At 54.6% G+C, this 19,249-nt stretch carries 14 protein-coding genes; 3 read left to right on the forward strand and 11 right to left on the reverse strand.

What is annotated here, in order from left to right; genetic code table 11:
- Window positions 1–222: 222 nt before the first annotated feature.
- Together V9K92_RS11785 and ilvD are read left to right on the forward strand one after the other, a co-directional pair.
- Complete coding sequence (locus V9K92_RS11785) at window positions 223–459, forward strand: Lrp/AsnC ligand binding domain-containing protein (RefSeq protein WP_008127661.1); 237 nt, start codon at window positions 223–225, stop codon at window positions 457–459.
- 186 nt (window positions 460–645) lie between these two features.
- The gene (gene ilvD / locus V9K92_RS11790; RefSeq protein ID WP_115054645.1) at window positions 646–2,499 is read left to right on the forward strand and encodes a dihydroxy-acid dehydratase; all 1,854 of its coding nucleotides are present in this window, start codon (window positions 646–648) and stop codon (window positions 2,497–2,499) included.
- Window positions 2,500–2,583: 84 nt separating this feature from the next.
- Here the strand turns inward: ilvD and V9K92_RS11795 are convergent, their stop codons facing one another.
- Genes V9K92_RS11795 through V9K92_RS11825 form a run of 7 tightly spaced genes read right to left on the reverse strand, consistent with a single transcriptional unit; the run spans window position 2,584 to window position 10,553 of the window.
- Window positions 2,584–3,573, reverse strand: coding sequence for an ABC transporter substrate-binding protein (locus V9K92_RS11795; protein WP_115054644.1), 990 nt, complete (start codon window positions 3,571–3,573; stop codon window positions 2,584–2,586).
- A 34-nt stretch (window positions 3,574–3,607) separates the two neighbouring features.
- Window positions 3,608–4,714, reverse strand: a complete 1,107-nt coding sequence (locus tag V9K92_RS11800; RefSeq protein WP_337354067.1) for an ABC transporter permease — start codon at window positions 4,712–4,714, stop codon at window positions 3,608–3,610.
- Window positions 4,711–5,607 carry an ABC transporter permease gene (locus V9K92_RS11805; RefSeq protein ID WP_337354068.1) on the reverse strand — a complete coding sequence of 299 codons (897 nt, stop codon included), beginning with the start codon at window positions 5,605–5,607 and terminating at the stop codon, window positions 4,711–4,713. Before V9K92_RS11805 ends, V9K92_RS11800 begins: the two co-directional genes overlap by 4 nt.
- Complete coding sequence (locus tag V9K92_RS11810) at window positions 5,607–6,446, reverse strand: ABC transporter ATP-binding protein (RefSeq protein ID WP_115054811.1); 840 nt, start codon at window positions 6,444–6,446, stop codon at window positions 5,607–5,609. Before V9K92_RS11810 ends, V9K92_RS11805 begins: the two co-directional genes overlap by 1 nt.
- Entirely contained in the window at window positions 6,446–7,912 is a 1,467-nt protein-coding gene (gene hydA / locus V9K92_RS11815; RefSeq protein ID WP_307281862.1) for a dihydropyrimidinase, read from the reverse strand. Before hydA ends, V9K92_RS11810 begins: the two co-directional genes overlap by 1 nt.
- Window positions 7,913–7,969: 57 nt before the next feature.
- Complete coding sequence (locus tag V9K92_RS11820; protein WP_336440233.1) at window positions 7,970–9,217, reverse strand: Zn-dependent hydrolase; 1,248 nt, start codon at window positions 9,215–9,217, stop codon at window positions 7,970–7,972.
- Between the two features lie 10 nt (window positions 9,218–9,227).
- Window positions 9,228–10,553, reverse strand: coding sequence for an aminotransferase class III-fold pyridoxal phosphate-dependent enzyme (locus V9K92_RS11825; protein WP_115054641.1), 1,326 nt, complete (start codon window positions 10,551–10,553; stop codon window positions 9,228–9,230).
- A gap of 223 nt (window positions 10,554–10,776) precedes the next feature.
- Here V9K92_RS11825 and rutR point away from each other — a divergent pair, with 223 nt between their 5' ends.
- Window positions 10,777–11,430: an HTH-type transcriptional regulator RutR gene (gene rutR / locus V9K92_RS11830; RefSeq protein ID WP_115054640.1), complete on the forward strand. Its 654-nt coding sequence runs from the start codon at window positions 10,777–10,779 to the stop codon at window positions 11,428–11,430.
- Between the two features lie 205 nt (window positions 11,431–11,635).
- Here the strand turns inward: rutR and preA are convergent, their stop codons facing one another.
- The 4 genes from preA to V9K92_RS11850 form a co-directional block, all read right to left on the reverse strand.
- Window positions 11,636–12,946 (reverse strand): NAD-dependent dihydropyrimidine dehydrogenase subunit PreA, encoded by a 1,311-nt coding sequence (gene preA, locus V9K92_RS11835; protein ID WP_115054639.1) that lies wholly within the window; start codon window positions 12,944–12,946, stop codon window positions 11,636–11,638.
- An 11-nt stretch (window positions 12,947–12,957) separates the two neighbouring features.
- Window positions 12,958–14,415: an NAD(P)-dependent oxidoreductase gene (locus V9K92_RS11840; RefSeq protein ID WP_337354069.1), complete on the reverse strand. Its 1,458-nt coding sequence runs from the start codon at window positions 14,413–14,415 to the stop codon at window positions 12,958–12,960.
- Window positions 14,416–14,773: 358 nt separating this feature from the next.
- A complete protein-coding gene (locus V9K92_RS11845) occupies window positions 14,774–17,911 on the reverse strand; it encodes an efflux RND transporter permease subunit (RefSeq protein ID WP_115054637.1) in 3,138 nt (1,045 codons plus the stop codon).
- A gap of 7 nt (window positions 17,912–17,918) precedes the next feature.
- The gene (locus tag V9K92_RS11850; protein WP_337354070.1) at window positions 17,919–19,088 is read right to left on the reverse strand and encodes an efflux RND transporter periplasmic adaptor subunit; all 1,170 of its coding nucleotides are present in this window, start codon (window positions 19,086–19,088) and stop codon (window positions 17,919–17,921) included.
- Window positions 19,089–19,249: the final 161 nt, after the last annotated feature.

Consider the following 19,249-nt stretch of genomic DNA (forward strand, 5'->3'; position numbering starts at 1 on the left):
GGCCAACCCGCAAAGGCATTACACAACCCATCCGAAACTGTCGTTGTGACCATATCGCCACAAAACAGGCGTTTACGAGGGAACCCGACGCGGTCACTTTTTATTGGCGGCTGTATTGTTTATTAAATCGGCTGGAAAGCTCCGCGTGAAAACCTGTGATTGCGCTATCCCTGCAACCCAAATAGATTAGCCGCAACCAATCAGTCCCTCCGGAGCATATGAATGAAACCCGTATTCCTGCAGTTGCAATGCTTCCCTGGCAAAACCTATGAAGTTGCGGCTGCCCTTTTTGAGCGCGAGATCGTCTCGGAACTCTATTCGACCAGCGGCAATTTCGATCTGCTGGCGAAGATATACATTCCCGAAGACCAGGATGTCGGCAAGTTCATTAATGACAATGTGCTCGACATCCAAGGTATTGCGCGCTCGCTGACGACCATGACTTTCACGGCATTTTGACCCTCGGGCAGCAATTTTAAGCGGATAACCGAGACATTAAGTCTCGTTTCATGCGATAATAATGTCCCCTATGTAATGTTTGCAATAAAAACACCGCATTCGGGTAACAAAATTCCATTCTTTGCCTAAGAAGCTGTTCTTCTATAGATTGTTTCTTTTGCAATTCACTATCAGGATAGTTTGAAAATGCCGCCCTATCGTTCACGTACAACCACACATGGCCGCAACATGGCCGGTGCCCGCGGCCTTTGGCGCGCCACCGGTATGAAGGACGAGGATTTCGGCAAGCCAATTATTGCCGTCGTAAACTCGTTCACTCAGTTCGTGCCTGGCCACGTGCATCTGAAAGATCTTGGCCAGTTGGTGGCGCGTGAAATCGAAAGCGCGGGCGGTGTTGCCAAGGAATTCAATACGATTGCAGTCGATGACGGCATCGCCATGGGACATGATGGCATGCTCTATTCGCTGCCATCGCGCGAGATCATCGCCGATAGCGTTGAGTATATGGTCAATGCCCATTGCGCCGACGCTATGGTCTGCATTTCCAATTGCGACAAGATCACGCCAGGCATGCTGATGGCGGCCTTGCGGCTGAACATTCCTGTTGTCTTCGTTTCCGGCGGCCCGATGGAAGCTGGCAAGGTTACCTGGGATGACAAGGAAAAGAAGCTCGATCTGGTTGATGCCATGGTTGCCGCTGCTGATGATCGCATTTCCGATGCGGAAGTAACGGCTATTGAGCGCTCTGCCTGCCCGACTTGCGGTTCCTGCTCTGGCATGTTCACCGCCAATTCGATGAACTGTCTGACCGAAGCGCTGGGCTTGTCCCTACCGGGCAATGGTTCAACGCTGGCTACCCATGCGGATCGCCGTCGCCTGTTTGTCGAGGCCGGGCACCTCATTGTTGATCTGGCCCGTCGCTACTACGAACAGGATGATGAAACAGCGCTGCCACGCGCTATCGCATCCTTTGCCGCCTTTGAGAACGCGATGACGCTCGATATCGCGATGGGCGGTTCGACCAATACTGTTCTCCACCTGCTTGCGGCGGCGCATGAAGGCGAAGTCGATTTCACCATGAGCGATATTGACCGGCTTTCCCGTCGCGTTCCCGTACTGTGCAAGGTGGCTCCTGCTGTTGCCAATGTGCATATGGAAGACGTACATCATGCGGGTGGCGTCATGGGCATTCTTGGCGAGCTTGATCGGGCAGGTTTGCTTGATACCTCAGTTTACTCCGTTCATGCAGCAAATCTGGGCGCAGCGCTTGATCGCTGGGATGTGATGCGCAGCAAGAACCAGTCTGTCCATGATTTCTTCAAGGCAGCGCCGGGCGGTGTTCCTACCCAGGTTGCATTCAGCCAGGATCGCCGCTTTGCCGATGTTGACCTGGATCGCGAAAAGGGCGTTATCCGCAATGCGGAACATGCCTATTCCAAGGATGGCGGTTTGGCTGTGCTTTACGGCAATCTTGCCGAAGATGGCTGTATCGTCAAAACGGCAGGCGTTGATGAGTCAATTCTGAAGTTCTCCGGTCCTGCGCGCATTTTTGAAAGTCAGGATACCGCCGTTCTTGGTATTTTGAACGGCGGCGTAAAGCCGGGCGATATTGTGCTGATCCGTTATGAAGGTCCTCGCGGCGGCCCCGGCATGCAGGAAATGCTCTACCCAACCAGCTATCTGAAATCCAAGGGCCTCGGCAAAGCTTGTGCCTTGATCACTGACGGGCGTTTCTCCGGCGGTTCGTCAGGACTTTCCATTGGCCACGTTTCTCCGGAAGCAGCCGAGGGCGGATTGATCGGTCTGGTGCAGGAAGGCGATGTAATCGACATCGACATCCCGAACCGCAAGATTCACCTTGCCGTCGATGATGCGGTCATTGCCGATCGCCGTGCGCATATGGAAGCCAAGGGCTCAGCCGCCTGGAAGCCTGAAGAAAAGCGCAAGCGCAAGGTCACAACTGCACTGCGTGCTTATGGCGCAATGGCAACAAGCGCTGCACGCGGTGCTGTAAGGCAGATTCCCGACCATTGGGAGTGAGATGATTGGCAGTAATATCGTGCGTGGTTCGAACCACGCACAACAAAAATGCAGCCCTTTTACCAAGGGCTGCATTTTTGACTTTTACTTCGCTGCATCAGTAACTTTTGTTGTCCAGGCACCTTCCGGCTTCTTGGTAATAACCGGGTCTGAACCACCACCAAGCAAGGTTTCCACAGTCCGGTCGGCAGCTGCCGTATCAAGCACGCCGTCTGAACCTTCCGTCAGCTTATTGATTTCAGCAACCATGCGCTTCTGGTGCTTCTCTGTCTGGGCCCCGCTGGCATCATTCTCAAGCACAATTTCAGCAGCTTCATCCGGATTGGCCCGTGCATATTCCCAGCCCTTCATTGAAGCCTTGACGAAGCGGGCCAGCTTTTCGACCATTGCCGGATCGTCGAGACTCTTCTGGAGCACATAAAGACCGTCTTCCAGCGTTGCTACTTTTTCATCCTCGTACTTGAAAGTGACGAGCTGATCTTCCGGAATGCCCGCATCAATTACCTGCCAATATTCATTATAGGTCATAGTGGAAATGCAATCGGCCTGTTTCTGGATCAGGGGATCAACATTGAAGCCTTGTTTGAGAACTGTGACGCCTTCCGGCCCGCCATCGGTCTTCAGGCCAAGATGGTTCATCCATGACAGGAACGGATATTCATTTCCGCCGAACCAGACACCCAGCGTCTTGCCCTTGAAGTCTTCAGGCTTGGTAATGCCCGTTTCCTTGCGGCAGGTCAGCATCATGCCGGAGCGCTTGAACGGCTGGGCAATATTGACAAGAGGAAGACCCTTTTCACGCGTGGCAAGCGCGGAAGGCATCCAGTCCACCACGACATCTGCGCCACCACCAGCAATGACCTGCGGCGGCGCAACATCTGGGCCGCCTGGCTTGATCTCGACATCCAGATTGGCCTCTTTATAGAAGCCCTTATCTTTAGCCACATAATAGCCAGCAAACTGCCCTTGCGTGACCCATTTGAGCTGAAGCGTCAGTTTATCGGCGGCCAGCGCCGAGCCGGCCATCAGGGTGCTGATGGCGAGTCCCAACGAGAGTGCAATGGTCTTCTTCATGTTTCAGTTCTCCTCTGTTCTTGTTTTTAAATGTTCAGGATCGGTAGGAAGGATGCCAGAAAGTGACAGCCCTTTCGATAAGGGTAATCAGTCCATAGGAAAGTGAACCAGCAAGGGCGGCAACGAAGATTTCCGCCCAGACCATATCGACATTCATGCGGCCAACTTCTGCGGAAATGCGAAAACCCATGCCGACAATGGGGGAGCCGAAAAACTCGGCAACAATTGCGCCGATGAGCGCCAAAGTCGAGTTGATTTTAAGTGCATTGAAGATGAACGGCATGGCAGCGGGTAGACGCAGCTTGAGCAATGTCTGACCATAGGTTGAACCATAGGTGCGCATGAGATCACGTTCCATGGCGCCCGAGGCAGCAAGCCCGGCAACTGTGTTCACCAGCATCGGGAAGAACGTCATGATAACAACAACAGCGGCTTTGGACTGCCAGTAGGAACCGAACCACATGACCATGATCGGAGCAATGCCAACGACGGGCAGTGCTGCCACCAGATTGCCAATGGGTAAAAGCCCCTTGCGCAGAAAGGGCACGCGATCAACGACAATCGCGGCCAGGAAACCCGAGCCGCAGCCCATGACATAACCGGCAACCGCGGCCTTCAGATAGGTTTGTTGGAAGTCCGCCCAGAGCGTCGGCACGGAAGCCGCGATACGCGCGGCAATCATTGATGGTGGCGGCAGAAGGATTGCAGGAACACCGAAGCCGCGCACCACGACTTCCCAAAGGATAAGCAGCCAAGCACCGAACAGCACCGGCAATGCCAGATTGATCAGACGCTGCATATCCGGTGAAGCAGCACGCCAGCTTGCAAGCCGCTGCACTGTCAGCCAAGCCAACAGCCATGCCGCCACAACCATGCACCAATAACCAAGCAGCGCCCCTGCCGGACCCATCAAGCTGAGCAACGATATCAGACAATAGGCCGAGACATGCACCAATAGCAGCAGCGCAATGGTAGACGAGGTGGATGCAGAAGCGAACAGCGCCACCGCGGCAGCGACAAAGAGGATTATCGGCGTCGCATAGGACAGGGTATTTTGAACACCCGCGCCCGTCGAGACCACAAGAGCCGCAGCGGACAAAACAAAGGCAGCAATGGCCAAAGGAGAGCGCGAAAACCTCATGGGCGCACTCCCATTCGCCGGTTAACAAGCGTCGAGATAATCCCTATGAGGCTGACAAGAACGGCCGCCATTAGTGCGGCAGCGATAAGGGCAGCCCAAATTTGCACGGTCTGACCGTAATAGGAGCCAGCAAGCAGGCGTGCCCCGATACCTGCCACAGCTCCAGTGGGCAATTCACCGACAATGGCACCAACCAGACTGATGGCAACGGCAATTTTCATTGAGGTAAAAAGATAAGGCATGGAGGCGGGCCAGCGCAGTTTCCAAAATATCTGAGCCTTTGACGCGTTATAGGTGCGCATCAAATCAAGGTGCATGATTTCGGGTGAGCGAAGACCTTTGACCATACCGACAGCCACGGGGAAGAATGAAAGATAGGTTGAGATCATCGCTTTGGGCAAAAGCCCGGTAATATTGACCGCGTTGAGGACAACAATAATCATCGGGGCAATGGCGAGGATCGGCACGGTTTGCGAGGTGATGATCCAAGGCATCAGGCTTTTGTCGAGCGTGCGCGAATGCACAATAGCGATCGCCAGAAGAATACCAAGCAAAGTGCCGAATGCGAAACCGAGCAGCGTGGACGATAGAGTGACACCGCCATGATAGATCAGGCTACGCTTTGACGTTGGTGCAATATCGAAAACTGTCTTGCGAATTTCAGCAGCGACCTGATGCGGCGCAGGCAAAACCGGCCGCTCCTGCGCCATCGTATTGGCAACTAACTGGCTCGTGGAAATGGTGGTATTGGCACGCGCTGCCTGGTCGCGTTCGAATGGCGCGTTGAGAATGATGGCAAAAACATACCAGAGTGCGATGATAACCAAAAGGATGGTTCCGACCGGGATCACCCTGTCGTGGAGCACGGCTGCAAGGCCTTGACGCTCCTTCATCACAGATGAGCCTCATCATAGGAATGACCGTGCCGCAAGCCTTCACGTACGCGGTGAGCGATTTCCAGAAATTCCGGTGTTTCGCGAATATCCAACGTCCGCTCAGAGCCGAGATTGCAATCGATGATTTCGTGTATCCGGCCCGGACGCGGACTCATCACAACGATCTTTGTCGAGAGAAAAACTGCCTCGGGAATCGAGTGGGTTACAAAGATGACTGTCTTTTGCGTTTTGGCCCAAAGCTTCAGTAATTGTTCGTTGAGGTGATCGCGGACAATTTCATCCAGCGCACCGAAGGGCTCATCCATTAAAAGCATATCGGGATCAAAAGACAGGGCGCGGGCAATGGATGCGCGTTGCTGCATACCGCCTGATAATTGCCATGGAAACTTCTTGTCAAAACCTGCCAGATTAACCAGCTCGAGATTCTTGGCGATCCGCGCCTTGCGCTCCTCCTTGGGTATGCCCATCACTTCCAGTGGCAGGGAAATATTGCCGCCAATGGTGCGCCATGGATAAAGCGCGGCCGCTTGAAAAACATATCCATAGGCACGTTTTTCGCGCGCCTGCGATGGCGTCATTCCATTGACCGATATGCTACCCGAGGTAGGCTGCTCCAGATCGGCAATCACGCGCAACAAGGTGGTCTTTCCGCAACCGGAAGGCCCGATAAAGGAAACGAACTCGCCGCTGTTAACTGCAAGGTCGATGTTCGACAAAGCATTGACGGGGCCATCATTGGTCTGGAAGACCAGCGAAAGGTCTTTGACATCAATTACATTTTTTGGCGCCGCATCAGCCATTATTTTCGCCTTGGGTCGGAGCGCGACGACTGTCATCATACGCCTGCCGGAATGTTCTTCGGATCGCGATCCACTCTACGCGGTGCGGTTAGTTCCTTCCAAGTGGAAAGTGCGCGGCTGGCAGAGGGGTTGGCCTCACGCTCGACAAAGCGTCCGCTGCCCGTCGGCGCAAGCACTTCGCCATCCCTATAGGCAATCTCTCCACGCGAAATAGTGATGCGCGGCAGGCCCGTCACTTCAATGCCCTCAAAGACATTATAGTCGATGGCCGACTTCTGCGACTTTGCAGAAATGACCTTGGTTGCATTGGGGTCCCAGATAACAATATCCGCATCAGAACCCGGCAAGATCGCTCCCTTGCGCGGGTAGATATTAAGAATTTGGGCGATATTGGTCGACGTTACCGCGACAAACTCATTTGGCGTCAGGCGGCCGGTACGCACGCCTTTGGTCCAAAGCACGGGCATGCGATCTTCCAGACCACCAGTGCCATTTGGGATTTTGGTAAAGTCGCCGACACCAAAACGCTTCTGCTCGGTGGTAAAGGCGCAATGGTCTGTCGCCACGACCTGAAGACTTCCCGATGCAAGGCCAGCCCACAATCCATTTTGGTTGATCTTGTCACGGAAAGGCGGCGACATGACCCGGCGCGCGGCATAGTCCCAGTCCTCATTTTTATATTCACTCTCATCCAGAACAAGGTGTTGAATCAGAGGTTCGCCATAGACGCGCATACCCTTGGCACGCGCGCGGCGAATGGCTTCATGGGACTGTTCGCAGGAAACATGCACGATATAGAGCGGCACGCCTGCCTGATCGGCGATCATGATGGCGCGGTTAGCCGCCTCACCTTCTATTTCGGGCGGGCGCGAATAGCCGTGAGCCTCCGGTCCGGTATTGCCTTCGGCGAGGAGCTTCTGCTGGAGATGGGCAACCACATCGCCATTTTCCGCGTGGACAAGCGGCATGGCGCCGATCTCGGCACAGCGCAGAAAGGAGGCGAACATTTCATCGTCGTCCACCATCAATGCGCCCTTATAGGCCATGAAGTGCTTGAACGTATTGATGCCGCGTTCAACGACTTTGGGCATTTCGTCGAAGATCTGCTTGTTCCATCCGGTTATCGCCATGTGGAAGGAATAGTCGGTGCGCGCTTTGCCAGCCTTCTGGAACCAGTCCTGCAAGGCGGCAAGCAACCCGTCTTCGCCGGGGAGCACAAAATCGACAACCATCGTTGTTCCACCTGCCAGCGCCGCGGCGGTGCCGGTGTCAAAATCATCGCTGGAGTGGGTGCCCATGAAAGGCATTTCAAGATGCGTATGCGGGTCGATACCGCCGGGCATGAGAAAGCAACCGGTTGCATCAATAATTTCGCAATTGGCGTCCTGGCCGGAAAGATCTGAGCCGATGGCAGCGATCTTGTCGCCATCAATCAGCACATCCGCTTTATAAGTGCGGTCAGCGGCAATAATTGTTCCGCCTTTGATCAGTTTCGCAAGCATTGTGTTCGTTCCCCTTTTTGGTCTTTTGCCGAACATGTTGCATATGTGGTTGCTAGGTCAGGCTTGAATCTCCGCCGTCTCCAGAACCGCATGCAACAGGACATCCGTACCGGCAGCAGCCCATTCTTTCGAAATCTCTTCATCCTCATTGTGGCTGAGGCCATCCACGCAAGGGCACATTACCATCGCCGTCGGCGCAACGCGGTTGATCCAGCAGGCATCATGTCCGGCGCCGGAAACAATATTGCGGTGACTGTAGCCAAGCCGCTCCGCAGCATTGCGCACGGCAGTGACGCAGCCTTCGTCGAAGGTAACGGGATCAAAATGCCCGGCTTCTTCAATCTCGATGCCGAGGCCAAGCTCCTTGGCAATCTTTGGTGCCTTCGCCTCAATTTCCGCTTTCATTGCGGAAAGCGTCGAAAGGTCTGGCGAGCGGATATCAACCGTGAACACGACTTTGCCCGGAATGACATTGCGGGAATTGGGATAAACATCGACATGGCCGATTGCCCCAACCGCATTTGGCTGGTGGGCCATAGCGACGGCGTGAACCAGTTCGGTAATGCGCGCCATGCCGAGGCCCGCATTTTTGCGCATAGGCATTGGGGTTGAGCCTGTGTGGCTTTCCTTGCCCGTCAATGTGATCTGCAACCACCACAGGCCCTGACCATGGGTGACAACGCCGATATCCTTGCCCTCAGCTTCCAGAATGGGTCCCTGCTCAATATGCAGTTCGAACAGCGCATGGATCTTACGGGCGCCGACTTTCTCGTCACCCTTCCAGCCGATTCGCTCCAGTTCGTCGCCAAACTTCTTGCCCTTGGCATCTTCGCGAACATAGGCCCATTGCTCATCATGAATACCGGCGAATACACCGGAAGCCAGCATGGCCGGGGCAAAGCGCGTACCTTCCTCATTGGTCCAGTTGACAACAACAATAGGATGCTTGGTCTTGATATTAAGATCGTTGAGCGTGCGGATCAGTTCCAGTCCGCCAAGAACCCCCAACACACCATCATATTTTCCGCCCGTCGGCTGTGTATCGAGGTGGCTGCCGACATAGACCGGCAGCGCATCCGGGTCAGTTCCTTCACGCGTGAAAAACATGTTGCCCATGGTGTCTACGCCCATGGTCATGCCGGCTTTCTCACACCAGGATTGAAACAGCCTGCGACCCTCGCCATCCTCATCGGTCAGGGTCTGGCGATTATTGCCACCGCGCAGGCCCGGCCCGATTTTCGCCATCTCCATCAGGCTATCCCAAAGGCGGTCGCCATTGATCCGAAGATTTCCCGTCAGCGACATTTGCCCGCTCCTATGCCAAGTTTTTCAACACATCGGCGAGCGTATCGAACAGATGATCGATCTGTCCTTTGCTGATTGTCAGAGGCGGAGACAAGGCGATGATGTCGCCAGTCGTGCGGATCAGCACGCCCTTTTCGTATGCATTGAGGAAAGCCTGGAATGCCCGTTTTGTCGGGGCGCCGTCGATGGGTTGAAGTTCGATGGCGCCGATCAACCCGAGATTGCGAATGTCTATGACATTCGGCAGTCCCTTCAGCGCATGCAGAGCATTTTCCCAATAATCGGACAGTTCCGATGCGCGGGTCAACAAGCCTTCTTCCTCATAGGTGTCGAGCGTTGCTAGAGCCGCTGCGCAGGCGACCGGATGGCCGGAATAGGTGTAGCCATGGAAAAGCTCTATCAGATTTTCCGGACCATTCATGAAGGCCTGGTAGATGTCCGACGAAGCGAAAACCGCGCCCATCGGAATAACGCCACTGGTGATACCCTTGGCGGTTGTCACCAAATCAGGCACCACGCCGAAATAATCTACCGCAAATGGTGCACCAAGACGGCCGAAGCCGGTGATTACTTCATCGAAAATCAGGAGAATATCGTGCTTGGTGCAAATCTCGCGCAGGCGCTTGAGATAGCCCTTTGGCGGAATGAGAACGCCAGTCGAACCCGCCACCGGCTCTACAATGACGGCCGCAATATTTGACGCGTCGTGCAGCGCAATGACCTTTTCCAGATCATCGGCAAATTCAACGCCATATTCAGGCTCGCCGCGCGTATAGGCATTTCGCGCCAGATCATGCGTATGGCGAATATGGTCAATGCCGCTCAGCGCATTGCCGAAAGTCTTACGGTTTCCGGAGATACCACCAACGGAAATACCGCCAAAGCCAACGCCATGATAGCCGCGCTCGCGGCCAATCAGCTTGACCTTGGTGCCATTGCCTTTAGCGCGATGATAGGCTAGCGCGATCTTCAGCGCCGTATCAACCGATTCAGAACCGGAATTGGTGAAAAACACATGGTCAAGCGGCGATGGCAGCATGGCAGCCAGGCGCGCGGCTAGTTCAAAGGCCTTGGGATGCCCCATCTGGAATGCAGGCGCATAATCAAGCTCTGCAACTTGCTTTTGAACGGCTTCGACGATCTTGGGGCGGCCATGGCCCGCATTGCAGCACCAGAGACCGGCAGTTCCATCGAGGATCTCGCGTCCATCATGAGACTTATAGTGCATGTCTTTAGCACTGACGAGAAGGCGGGGATTTTGCTTGAACTGCTTGTTTGCCGTAAAAGGCATCCAGAACGCGTCGAGATTGTTTGTCCCCATTGCCGTTTTAGACATGTGACGAAGCCTCCTGATTGCGGATATTACCGCTTGTTTTGTGTTCCCGAATGATTGAACCTTTAAGGGGATTCAAAAACCAATTGCCAAAAACTTGACTAGTTGGTCAAAATGCAGGCTAGAAGAGCATAGTTAGGTGGTCAAGCGCTTTATAGGCATTTCAACCCGTTGCCGGGACAAGCGGAATTGCCATTTTGTCGCGGGTGGGTGGAGCAATCAGCAAATGGCGAAAGCTGCGAAGCAGAAAACGAATGGCGGCCCGGAACGAACAACCCGTATCCAGGAAATAAACCGCCGTTTGATCCTTGATGCGGCGCTTGATGTTTTTTCCACTTATGGGTTCCGCGGCACGACTATCGACCAGATTGCCGACAAGGCCGGCATGTCAAAACCCAATCTGCTTTATTATTTTCCACGCAAGCAAAATATCTATGTGACGCTGCTGGAAGAAACGCTGACGGAGTGGCTTGCCCCGCTCGCTGATATTGATCCGGCGGGCGACCCGATCGAGCAATTGCGCAAATACATCACGCTCAAAATCAAAATGTCCGAAAGCCATCCGGAAGCATCGCGTCTGTTCGCCAATGAAGTGCTGCATGGCGCACCGGCGATCAGTGACTTTCTGGCCAAGCATTTGAAACCGCTGGTTGACGAAAAGGCCGTCGTCATTCGGCGCTGGGTTGGCGAAGGCAAACTTGCTCCGGTTGACCCCTATCATCTGATTTTCATGATTTGGGCAACCACCCAGCATTATGCGGATTTTGACGTACAGGTTCGCGCTATTATGGGTAGCCAAGTTGGCCGTCCAGGCTTTCGCGAACAAACCGCGCAGGCAGTTCTGAGCATAATTCTCAACGGCATCCGCCCGCGCGATTGAAATAAGATGGTGCCGCGTTCGATTGCATTGCTCTCCTGCGTGGTTCGACAAGCTTACCATGAGGAAAGTTGTAGGTGCTGCAAAGCCAGCCTTCATCGCAACAGAGCTGGGCTCCCTTGTCAATTACGACTTTCTTCGTGGTGAGCTTGTCGAACCACGCACAAACTGGGTTGCCATAAGTTTAAATAGAACTACGGCTAACCCATCACTCCGCCGCAACCTTTGCCATTGGATTGTTAGGGTGCGTCGTCCAGTTGGCATAGTCTGGCTGAACCGGTGTTTTGGTGCGCGGATCGACTCCCGAGAGCATAGGCACCATATCGATGCAGTTCTCTACAGGGCAGACATTCACACACAGATTACATCCAACACACTCTTCATCAATGACTTCGAAGTGCCTCACACCATCGACCATGGATGTAATCGCCTGATGCGATGTGTCTTCGCAGGCAATGTGGCAGCGTCCGCATTTGATGCACAGATCCTGATCGATCTGCGCCTTGGTGATGTAGTTCAGATTCAGATATTGCCAATCGGTGACATTGGGCACAGCCATACCGCGGAAATCTTCGATGGAGCGGAAGCCGCGTGAATCCATCCAATCGGACAGGCCCGAAATCATCTCCTGCACAACCTTGAAGCCATAGGTCATGGCAGCGGTACAGACCTGCACATTGCCACAACCGAGCGCGATGAATTCTGCCGCATCGCGCCATGTGGTGATGCCGCCAATCCCCGAAATAGGCAGGCCACGCGTCTCCGCATCACGGGCAATTTCCGCAACCATGTTGAGCGCTATCGGCTTGACCGCCGGGCCGCAATAGCCTCCATGCGAACCGCGTCCATCAATGGAAGGGTTGGGCGCAAACGTATCAAGGTCAACTGAAACAATGGAGTTGATCGTGTTGATCAGCGAGACGGCATCCGTTCCGCCGGATTTGGCAGCACGGGCTGGCTTACGCACGTCGGTGATATTTGGCGTAAGCTTGGTGATGACGGGCATGCGCGTATATTGCTTGCACCAGCGCACCACCATCTCGATATATTCCGGTACCTGCCCAACCGCAGCGCCCATGCCACGCTCGGACATGCCGTGCGGACAGCCGAAATTCAACTCAATCCCATCGCATCCGGTTTCTTCGACACGTGGAAGGATGGCCTTCCAAGCCTCTTCCTCACAAGGCACCATGATCGATGCAATCAATGCACGATCCGGCCACTTTTTCTTGACCTCGGTCATCTCACGCAAATTGACCTCAAGCGGGCGATCCGTGATGAGCTCGATATTGTTGAGGCCAAGCAAGCGCCGGTCCGGCCCATGGATCGCACCATAGCGGGGGCCATTGACGTTAACGACGGGAGGTCCCTCTTCTCCAAGGGTTTTCCAGACAACGCCGCCCCATCCTGCTTTAAAGGCGCGCTCGACATTATATGCTTTGTCCGTCGGTGGCGCAGAGGCCAGCCAGAATGGATTTGGAGATTTGATACCAAGGAAATTCGATGAAAGATCAGCCATGATGGTTTCCTTTAGCCGCTAATGTGGCCTGGATTGGCAGTGTGTTGCGCAGATGCGGTCGCGGGTTCGGAATTACCGGCAATGACTGCCTCGGCAAACCCACTGACTTTTTCCGGCTGCATCGATAAAGCGCGATGAATCGACTCAGCTGCAAGCTTGCCATCCTGCACGCCCGCTACAGTCAGATCCTGACCGCCGGCAATACAGTCGCCGCCCGCCCAAATTCCTGGAATTGATGTACGGCGCTCCTCATCGACACTGATACGGCCACGTGAAAGCGCCATACCTGCTTCGGCAAGAATTTTTTCCGCGGGCATTTGGCCGATCGCCTTGAAAATCTGATCGCTGGCCAATGTGACGCTTTCGCCGGTTGTTTCCAGCCTGCCATCATTCATGGTTGTGTAGTCGAGGGTGATGCCGCAAACCTCGCCACGTTCATTGCGTGTCAATGCGCGCGGCTGCAGCCAATGGCGGATAATCACGCCATTCTTCAATGCAAGTTCCTGTTCGAACTCGCTGGCATTCATGCTTTCCGGACCGCGTCTGTAGGCAATGATGACGTTCTCCGCGCCGAGCAGCTTCGTCTGGACTGCAACATCGATAGCAGTCATGCCACCACCGATGACGACGACATCCCGTCCAACGGCGATTTCCGAAAGGTCGTTGCTCTGACGCAGAACGGAAATGTAGTCCACAGCGTCGATGCAGCCTGCCGCATCCTCGCCATCAAGGCCAAGCTCATTGACACCCGGCAAACCCACTCCAAGGAAAACAGCATCAAAACCGGCACGCAACGCATCAAGGCTGATATCCCTGCCAAGTGCCTTGTCGTTCTGAATGGTGATACCGCCAATCTCCAGAATAAAATCCAGTTCTTTCTGGGCGAAATCATCGACGCTCTTATAGGCGGCGATACCATATTCATTGAGGCCGCCAGCCTTTGAGCGGGCCTCGAAAATCGTCACATCATGGCCATGCATGGCCAGACGATGAGCGGCAGAAAGCCCTGCCGGACCTGCGCCGACCACTGCCACAGACTTGCCGGTAGGAGCCGCGCGGGTGAAAGGGTGCTGGCCGTTTTCCATCAGGTAGTCTGTTGCGTAACGCTGCAGCAGGCCGATCTTTACAGGCTTTCCTTCGGCCGCTTCACGCACACAGGCCTGCTCGCAAAGGGTCTCTGTCGGACATACGCGGGCGCACATACCACCAAGAATATTCTCGCTCAGGATGGTCTTGGCCGATCCGGTGGGATTTCCCGCGGCGATCTCGCGAATGAAAAGCGGAATGTCTATCCCCGTAGGACAGGCATTCATGCAAGGCGCATCGTAGCAGAAGTAGCAACGGTCAGACTCAACGAAAGCCTCATGCCGCGAAAGCGGCGGATGCAGATCGGAAAAGACCTCGCTATACTCACTGCCCGCGAGCCGGCCAGCCCTGACGTCACGGATTCCTGAATCCATCGATCCCATGAAATGGCATCTCCCATATCTGTGGCAGCGTCCGGTTCCCGTGGATCACAGCCATTTGCAGATGAGCCGGTTCGTCCGGCTCCGTTATGGAAAGAATGGCATATTTTTACAAAAGGTCAAATTTTTTATCAAATGGTCAAGAATCATATTCTTATGAGGGTGTTGTCGGTCTCACTACACTCCTACTGTGCGTGGTTCGACAAGCTCACCATGAGGAAGATAATATATGTTAAGGAGCCAGGCTCGGCGAGCTAGCGACTATCTTGCGAGCAACACATTCCTCATGGTGAGCCCGTCGAACCACGCACAACGCCATCCTGCAGTCAGAGTTAAAGTTTGTGGGCACTGGACGAAATATTTACTCGGCAGGGAGTTGTGCTTTTGTACTGACCTGCAGCAATTCACGCTGGAGCCTTGCCTCTTCCTCGGCCTTTGGCTTGGAGAATCCCGCCAGAAGAAGATAAGCGACTGGTGTGAGAAACAGCGTTGAGGCTGTAGCCAGACCAAGACCACCGACGATGACCCAACCGAGCGCAATACGGGCTTCCGCGCCGGCACCACTGGCGAGAACCAGCGGGACACCGCCAAGAATCGCGCAGAGCATTGTCATGACAACGGGGCGAAGGCGGATCGTTGCCGCTTCCTCAATGGCTTGCCGGACATTGCGGCCCTGATCACGCAGATGGTTGGCAAACTCGACGATAAGAATACCATTCTTTGCCATGATACCGACAAGCAGCACCAGGCCGATCTGACTATAGACGTTCATGCTGGTCCCGGTGATCACCATGGCAAACACCGCGCAGGCAAGCCCAAGCGGAACTGTGGCCATAACGATCACAGCGCTGATGAAGCTTTCGAACTGGGCGGCGAGCACCAGAAGGATGATCAGGATGGCGAAGCCAAATGTGATGATCATGCTTGAGGAATTTTCGCCAAGTGTGGCAGCTTCGGCCAGAGGAATGAGACGATATCCAGCTGGCAGCAATGGCTCGGCAATTGCCTGCGCCTGCGCATAGGCATCGCCAAGGGCGAAAGAAGGCGACAGACTTGCCGTGATGGCTACGGATCGCATTTGCTGTTCACGGGTCAGTGCGGGCGGCACAGCGACTTCCGTCAGTCGCGCAATCGTCGACATCGGTACAAAGCGGCCATCCTGGGTTCGCAAGAACACATTTTCCAGATCGGTTGGATCATTGATCGGATCAGTGGTGGAGACGAGTTTGACGTCGAAGCTGCGATCCTCGATGTATACGGAACCGATCTTGTAGCCGTCCAGTACCGACTGCAATGCTTGTGCCAGACCTGTGATGTCTATGCCCAGATCCGAGGCCCGTTCGCGGTCTATCGTAACAGCCAATTGCGGCTGGGTTGGTTCATTAGTCAGACGCGGCCTGTCAAATCTTGGATCTTTTTCCAGTTCGGAAACGATCTTGGCGGCAGTCGTGCCCAATTCGGCGTAGCTGGTGCCCACGACAGCAAACTGGAGACCGTTGCCTGCGCCGCGAATACCGAGCGAATTGGGTTGCGAGGCAAAAACCTGAATGCCCGGCACTGCGCGCACACGCTTGGAAACATCGGCCACGATCTCTTGCTGCGTCCTTGTACGCTCATTCCATTTGGCAAGGCTGAGCACCATGAAGCCGCGATTGGTGTTGCCATTCTGCCCGGCAATGGAGAACGTATTCTCGATTTCTCCCGAATCACGCAAAGGCTGGATCAATGTTTCGATCTGGCGCATCTCATCATTGAGATATTCGAGACTGACACCTTGGGGCGCCGTTATGCGCAGGAAGGTCGCCGCACGATCTTCTGTCGGCGTCAGCTCCTGTTTGAGCAGGGAGAATGCACCAAAGGCGGCACCGGCAAAAAGGATCGACACGATGACCACGATCCAGGGCGCAGCAAGACAGGCATGCAGCAACCATTTGTACCAGCCGCCAAAGCGATTGCCCATACGGCCAACCACACCCGGTGCATGGGCAACTTCATGATGACTTGCCTCGCTCGCGCTCAGCAGACGGGATGCGAGCATGGGACACAGCGTAAGCGCCACGACCGCCGAGAGAAGCACGCAGATGGCCAGAACAAAGCCGAATTCGCGAAACAGACCGCCTGTCTGGCCGGGAAGGAACGACAATGGCACAAACACCGCCGCCAATGTGACCGTTGTCGCGATGACCGCGAAGAACACTTCCTGCGTGCCAAGAACAGCAGCGGCGCGTGGGCCCATGCCCTGATTACGGCGGCGGACAATATTTTCCAGCACGACAATCGCATCATCCACCACAAGACCTGTCGCCAGAACCAGAGCCAAAAGCGTAAGAATATTGATGGAAAAACCTGCCAGATAGATCGCCGATATTGTGCCGATCAGTGCAACCGGCATGCTGACCGCCGGAATCAAAGTCGCCCTGATGTCCCACAGGAACAGGTAGATGATGGCGATAATGATGATAACCGAAACGCCCAGCGCTATTTCCACCTCATGGACAGCGCCGTTGATGAAATCTGCATCATCGCTGGTAACGCGAATATCAACACCTTCCGGCAAGGTCTGCTGAAGCTGAGCGACTGCAGCGCGGACACCTGTCGAAATATCCAGCGTATTGGACTGTGCCTGGCGGATAATACCAAGGCCGATACCGGTCTTGCCATTGGCACGCAAACTTGACGTGCCAATGTCGGGGCCAAGTGTCACCGTGGCAACGTCACGTATTTTCGTGCGGCCTTTGATGATGATGTTTTCGAACTCTTCAGGCGTGGTAACGGGTGCGGTCGCCCGCACAACAATGCTTTGGTCATTGCTGTTCAGCTGGCCTGCCGGAGTATCAAACGCCATGGTCGTCAGCGCATTGCGGATGTCGGCGACGTTCATGCCAAGGCTTGCAAGCTTGCCCTGATCGATATCGATCCGGAAAATCTTGTTGCGATCGCCGTTGATTTGCACATCGGCAACGCCGGGGACAGAGGCCAGTACATCTTCGATCTGATCTTCGACCAGCACTGTCATATCCTCAACCGCCATCGTATCGGACGTAACAGCAAGCCGCATAACTGCATCGGAATTCGCATCCGCCTTGACGATCTGCGGAGGATCGGCCTGTTCGGGCAGCGTGTTGGTGATACGGCTGATGGCGTCGCGCATGTCGGCAGCGGCAACGTTCAGATCAACGCCATCATTGAATTCGACGGTGACGCGGCTGCTACCAAACGAAGAACTCGAGGAGATGGATTTAACACCGGAGACACGTGACACGGCGCCTTCGATTGCAGAGGTCAGTTCCCGGTCAACTGTTTCGGCGGCAGCCGATTCAAATATTGTGGAGACGGTGACCACCGGCCTGTCCACATCGGGAAGCTCGCGGACGTCAACGCCATAATAGGCGGCCAAACCAGCCACCACGATCAAGGCATTGAGCACCAGCGCCATGACGGGACGGCGGATGAAAAGGGCGGTAAAACTTGTATCGAGATTGTCGTTCTGTTTTGTCATGACATCCTCAGCCAGCTTTGCCGGCGGAGGCGAGAGGACCTTCTTCGCTGTTTTGTTTGGGCGCAGGTTGCCCTTTAATGTGAACGGTGCCACCTTCGCGGACCGACTGGACACCTTCGGTAACAATCGCGTCGCCCAGCTTAATATTCGCATCAACCAGAACATTGGCGGCATTGCGCTGGACAATACGAACCGGAACGCGGCTAGCTTTGTCGTCTGCAATCTTCCAGACATAGGCACCGTCAGTGCCCCACTGGATCGAGAGTGGGTCCACCGCAGCATAAATGTCGCCCGGGAATGCAATGGATATCTGGAAAGCCATGCCTTCGCGTAGCGTATCTTTCGGATTGGTGATGCGTGCCTGCACGTGCAGAGTACGGCTGGCGGGATCAACCCTGCTGTCGATCGCGCTTACCGAGCCTTGAAATGTTTCGCCGGTGCGCGCAATTGAGTTCGCAGATACGGGAGCGCCAACGGCAATCAACGGCGCAAAACGCTCCGGAACCCAGAAGTCGACAAGAACTTCTGAGCGGTCGTCAATCGTAGCGACCTGCGTAGAAACGGTAATATAATTGCCCGCATTGACAGGTAGAATACCGATTATGCCGCTGATGGGCGCCTTGATATCGCGCCGGTCCAAGGCCAGTTCTGCCTCGCGCAAATCCAATGCCGCGTTCTCCACCGCAAGTTCGGCATCAGAGACCTGAACGGCTGACACCGTATTGGTTGTACTGAGGTTTTCAGCGCGCTTCAGCTTGTTTTGCGCATCTTTGAGCGCACTTCTAGCCTTTTCCGCAATAATCGTCTCAGCTTCTGAATCAAGCTTGGCGATGACGTCACCGGCCATGACTTTTGACCCGGACTGGACAAGCAATTCCGTCATTCTGCCGGCTGCAAATGGTGTAACTGAAACGGAGCTTTTGGCTTTTCCGGTACCGATTGCTGAAAGCCGGTCATTGATCTTGGCTTCAGTTGCCGTTTTCACAACGACAAGCGGCAAACTCTGTCCGCCACCCCGCCTGCCGGAGCCTGCTGCGGTTTCGGCGGTTACATTGGAGGGCGGAACAACTCCGGCCTTCTTTAACAGCTCATTGGAACCTGGGGAAAAATACAACCAGCCAGCTCCAGCACCAACCAGAACCAATATGGCAATCAGAATTTGTTTCCAGGCCTTCATCCAACACTCCAAGGCCGGTTCCGGTAAGGAGCCAGCGAATACTTTCGTCAAGTGCGTCTGCGATCCGCAGAGAGCAACTCTATCTGTTGCAGAGAATAAAGCGCTTTGATGTCGCCGTTAATGACAAATCGGTGAGATTACAAAGATTTAATTGAACGGTC

It is taken from the genome of Phyllobacterium sp. CCNWLW109, from assembly GCF_037203905.1.
Lineage (GTDB): Bacteria > Pseudomonadota > Alphaproteobacteria > Rhizobiales > Rhizobiaceae > Phyllobacterium > Phyllobacterium ifriqiyense.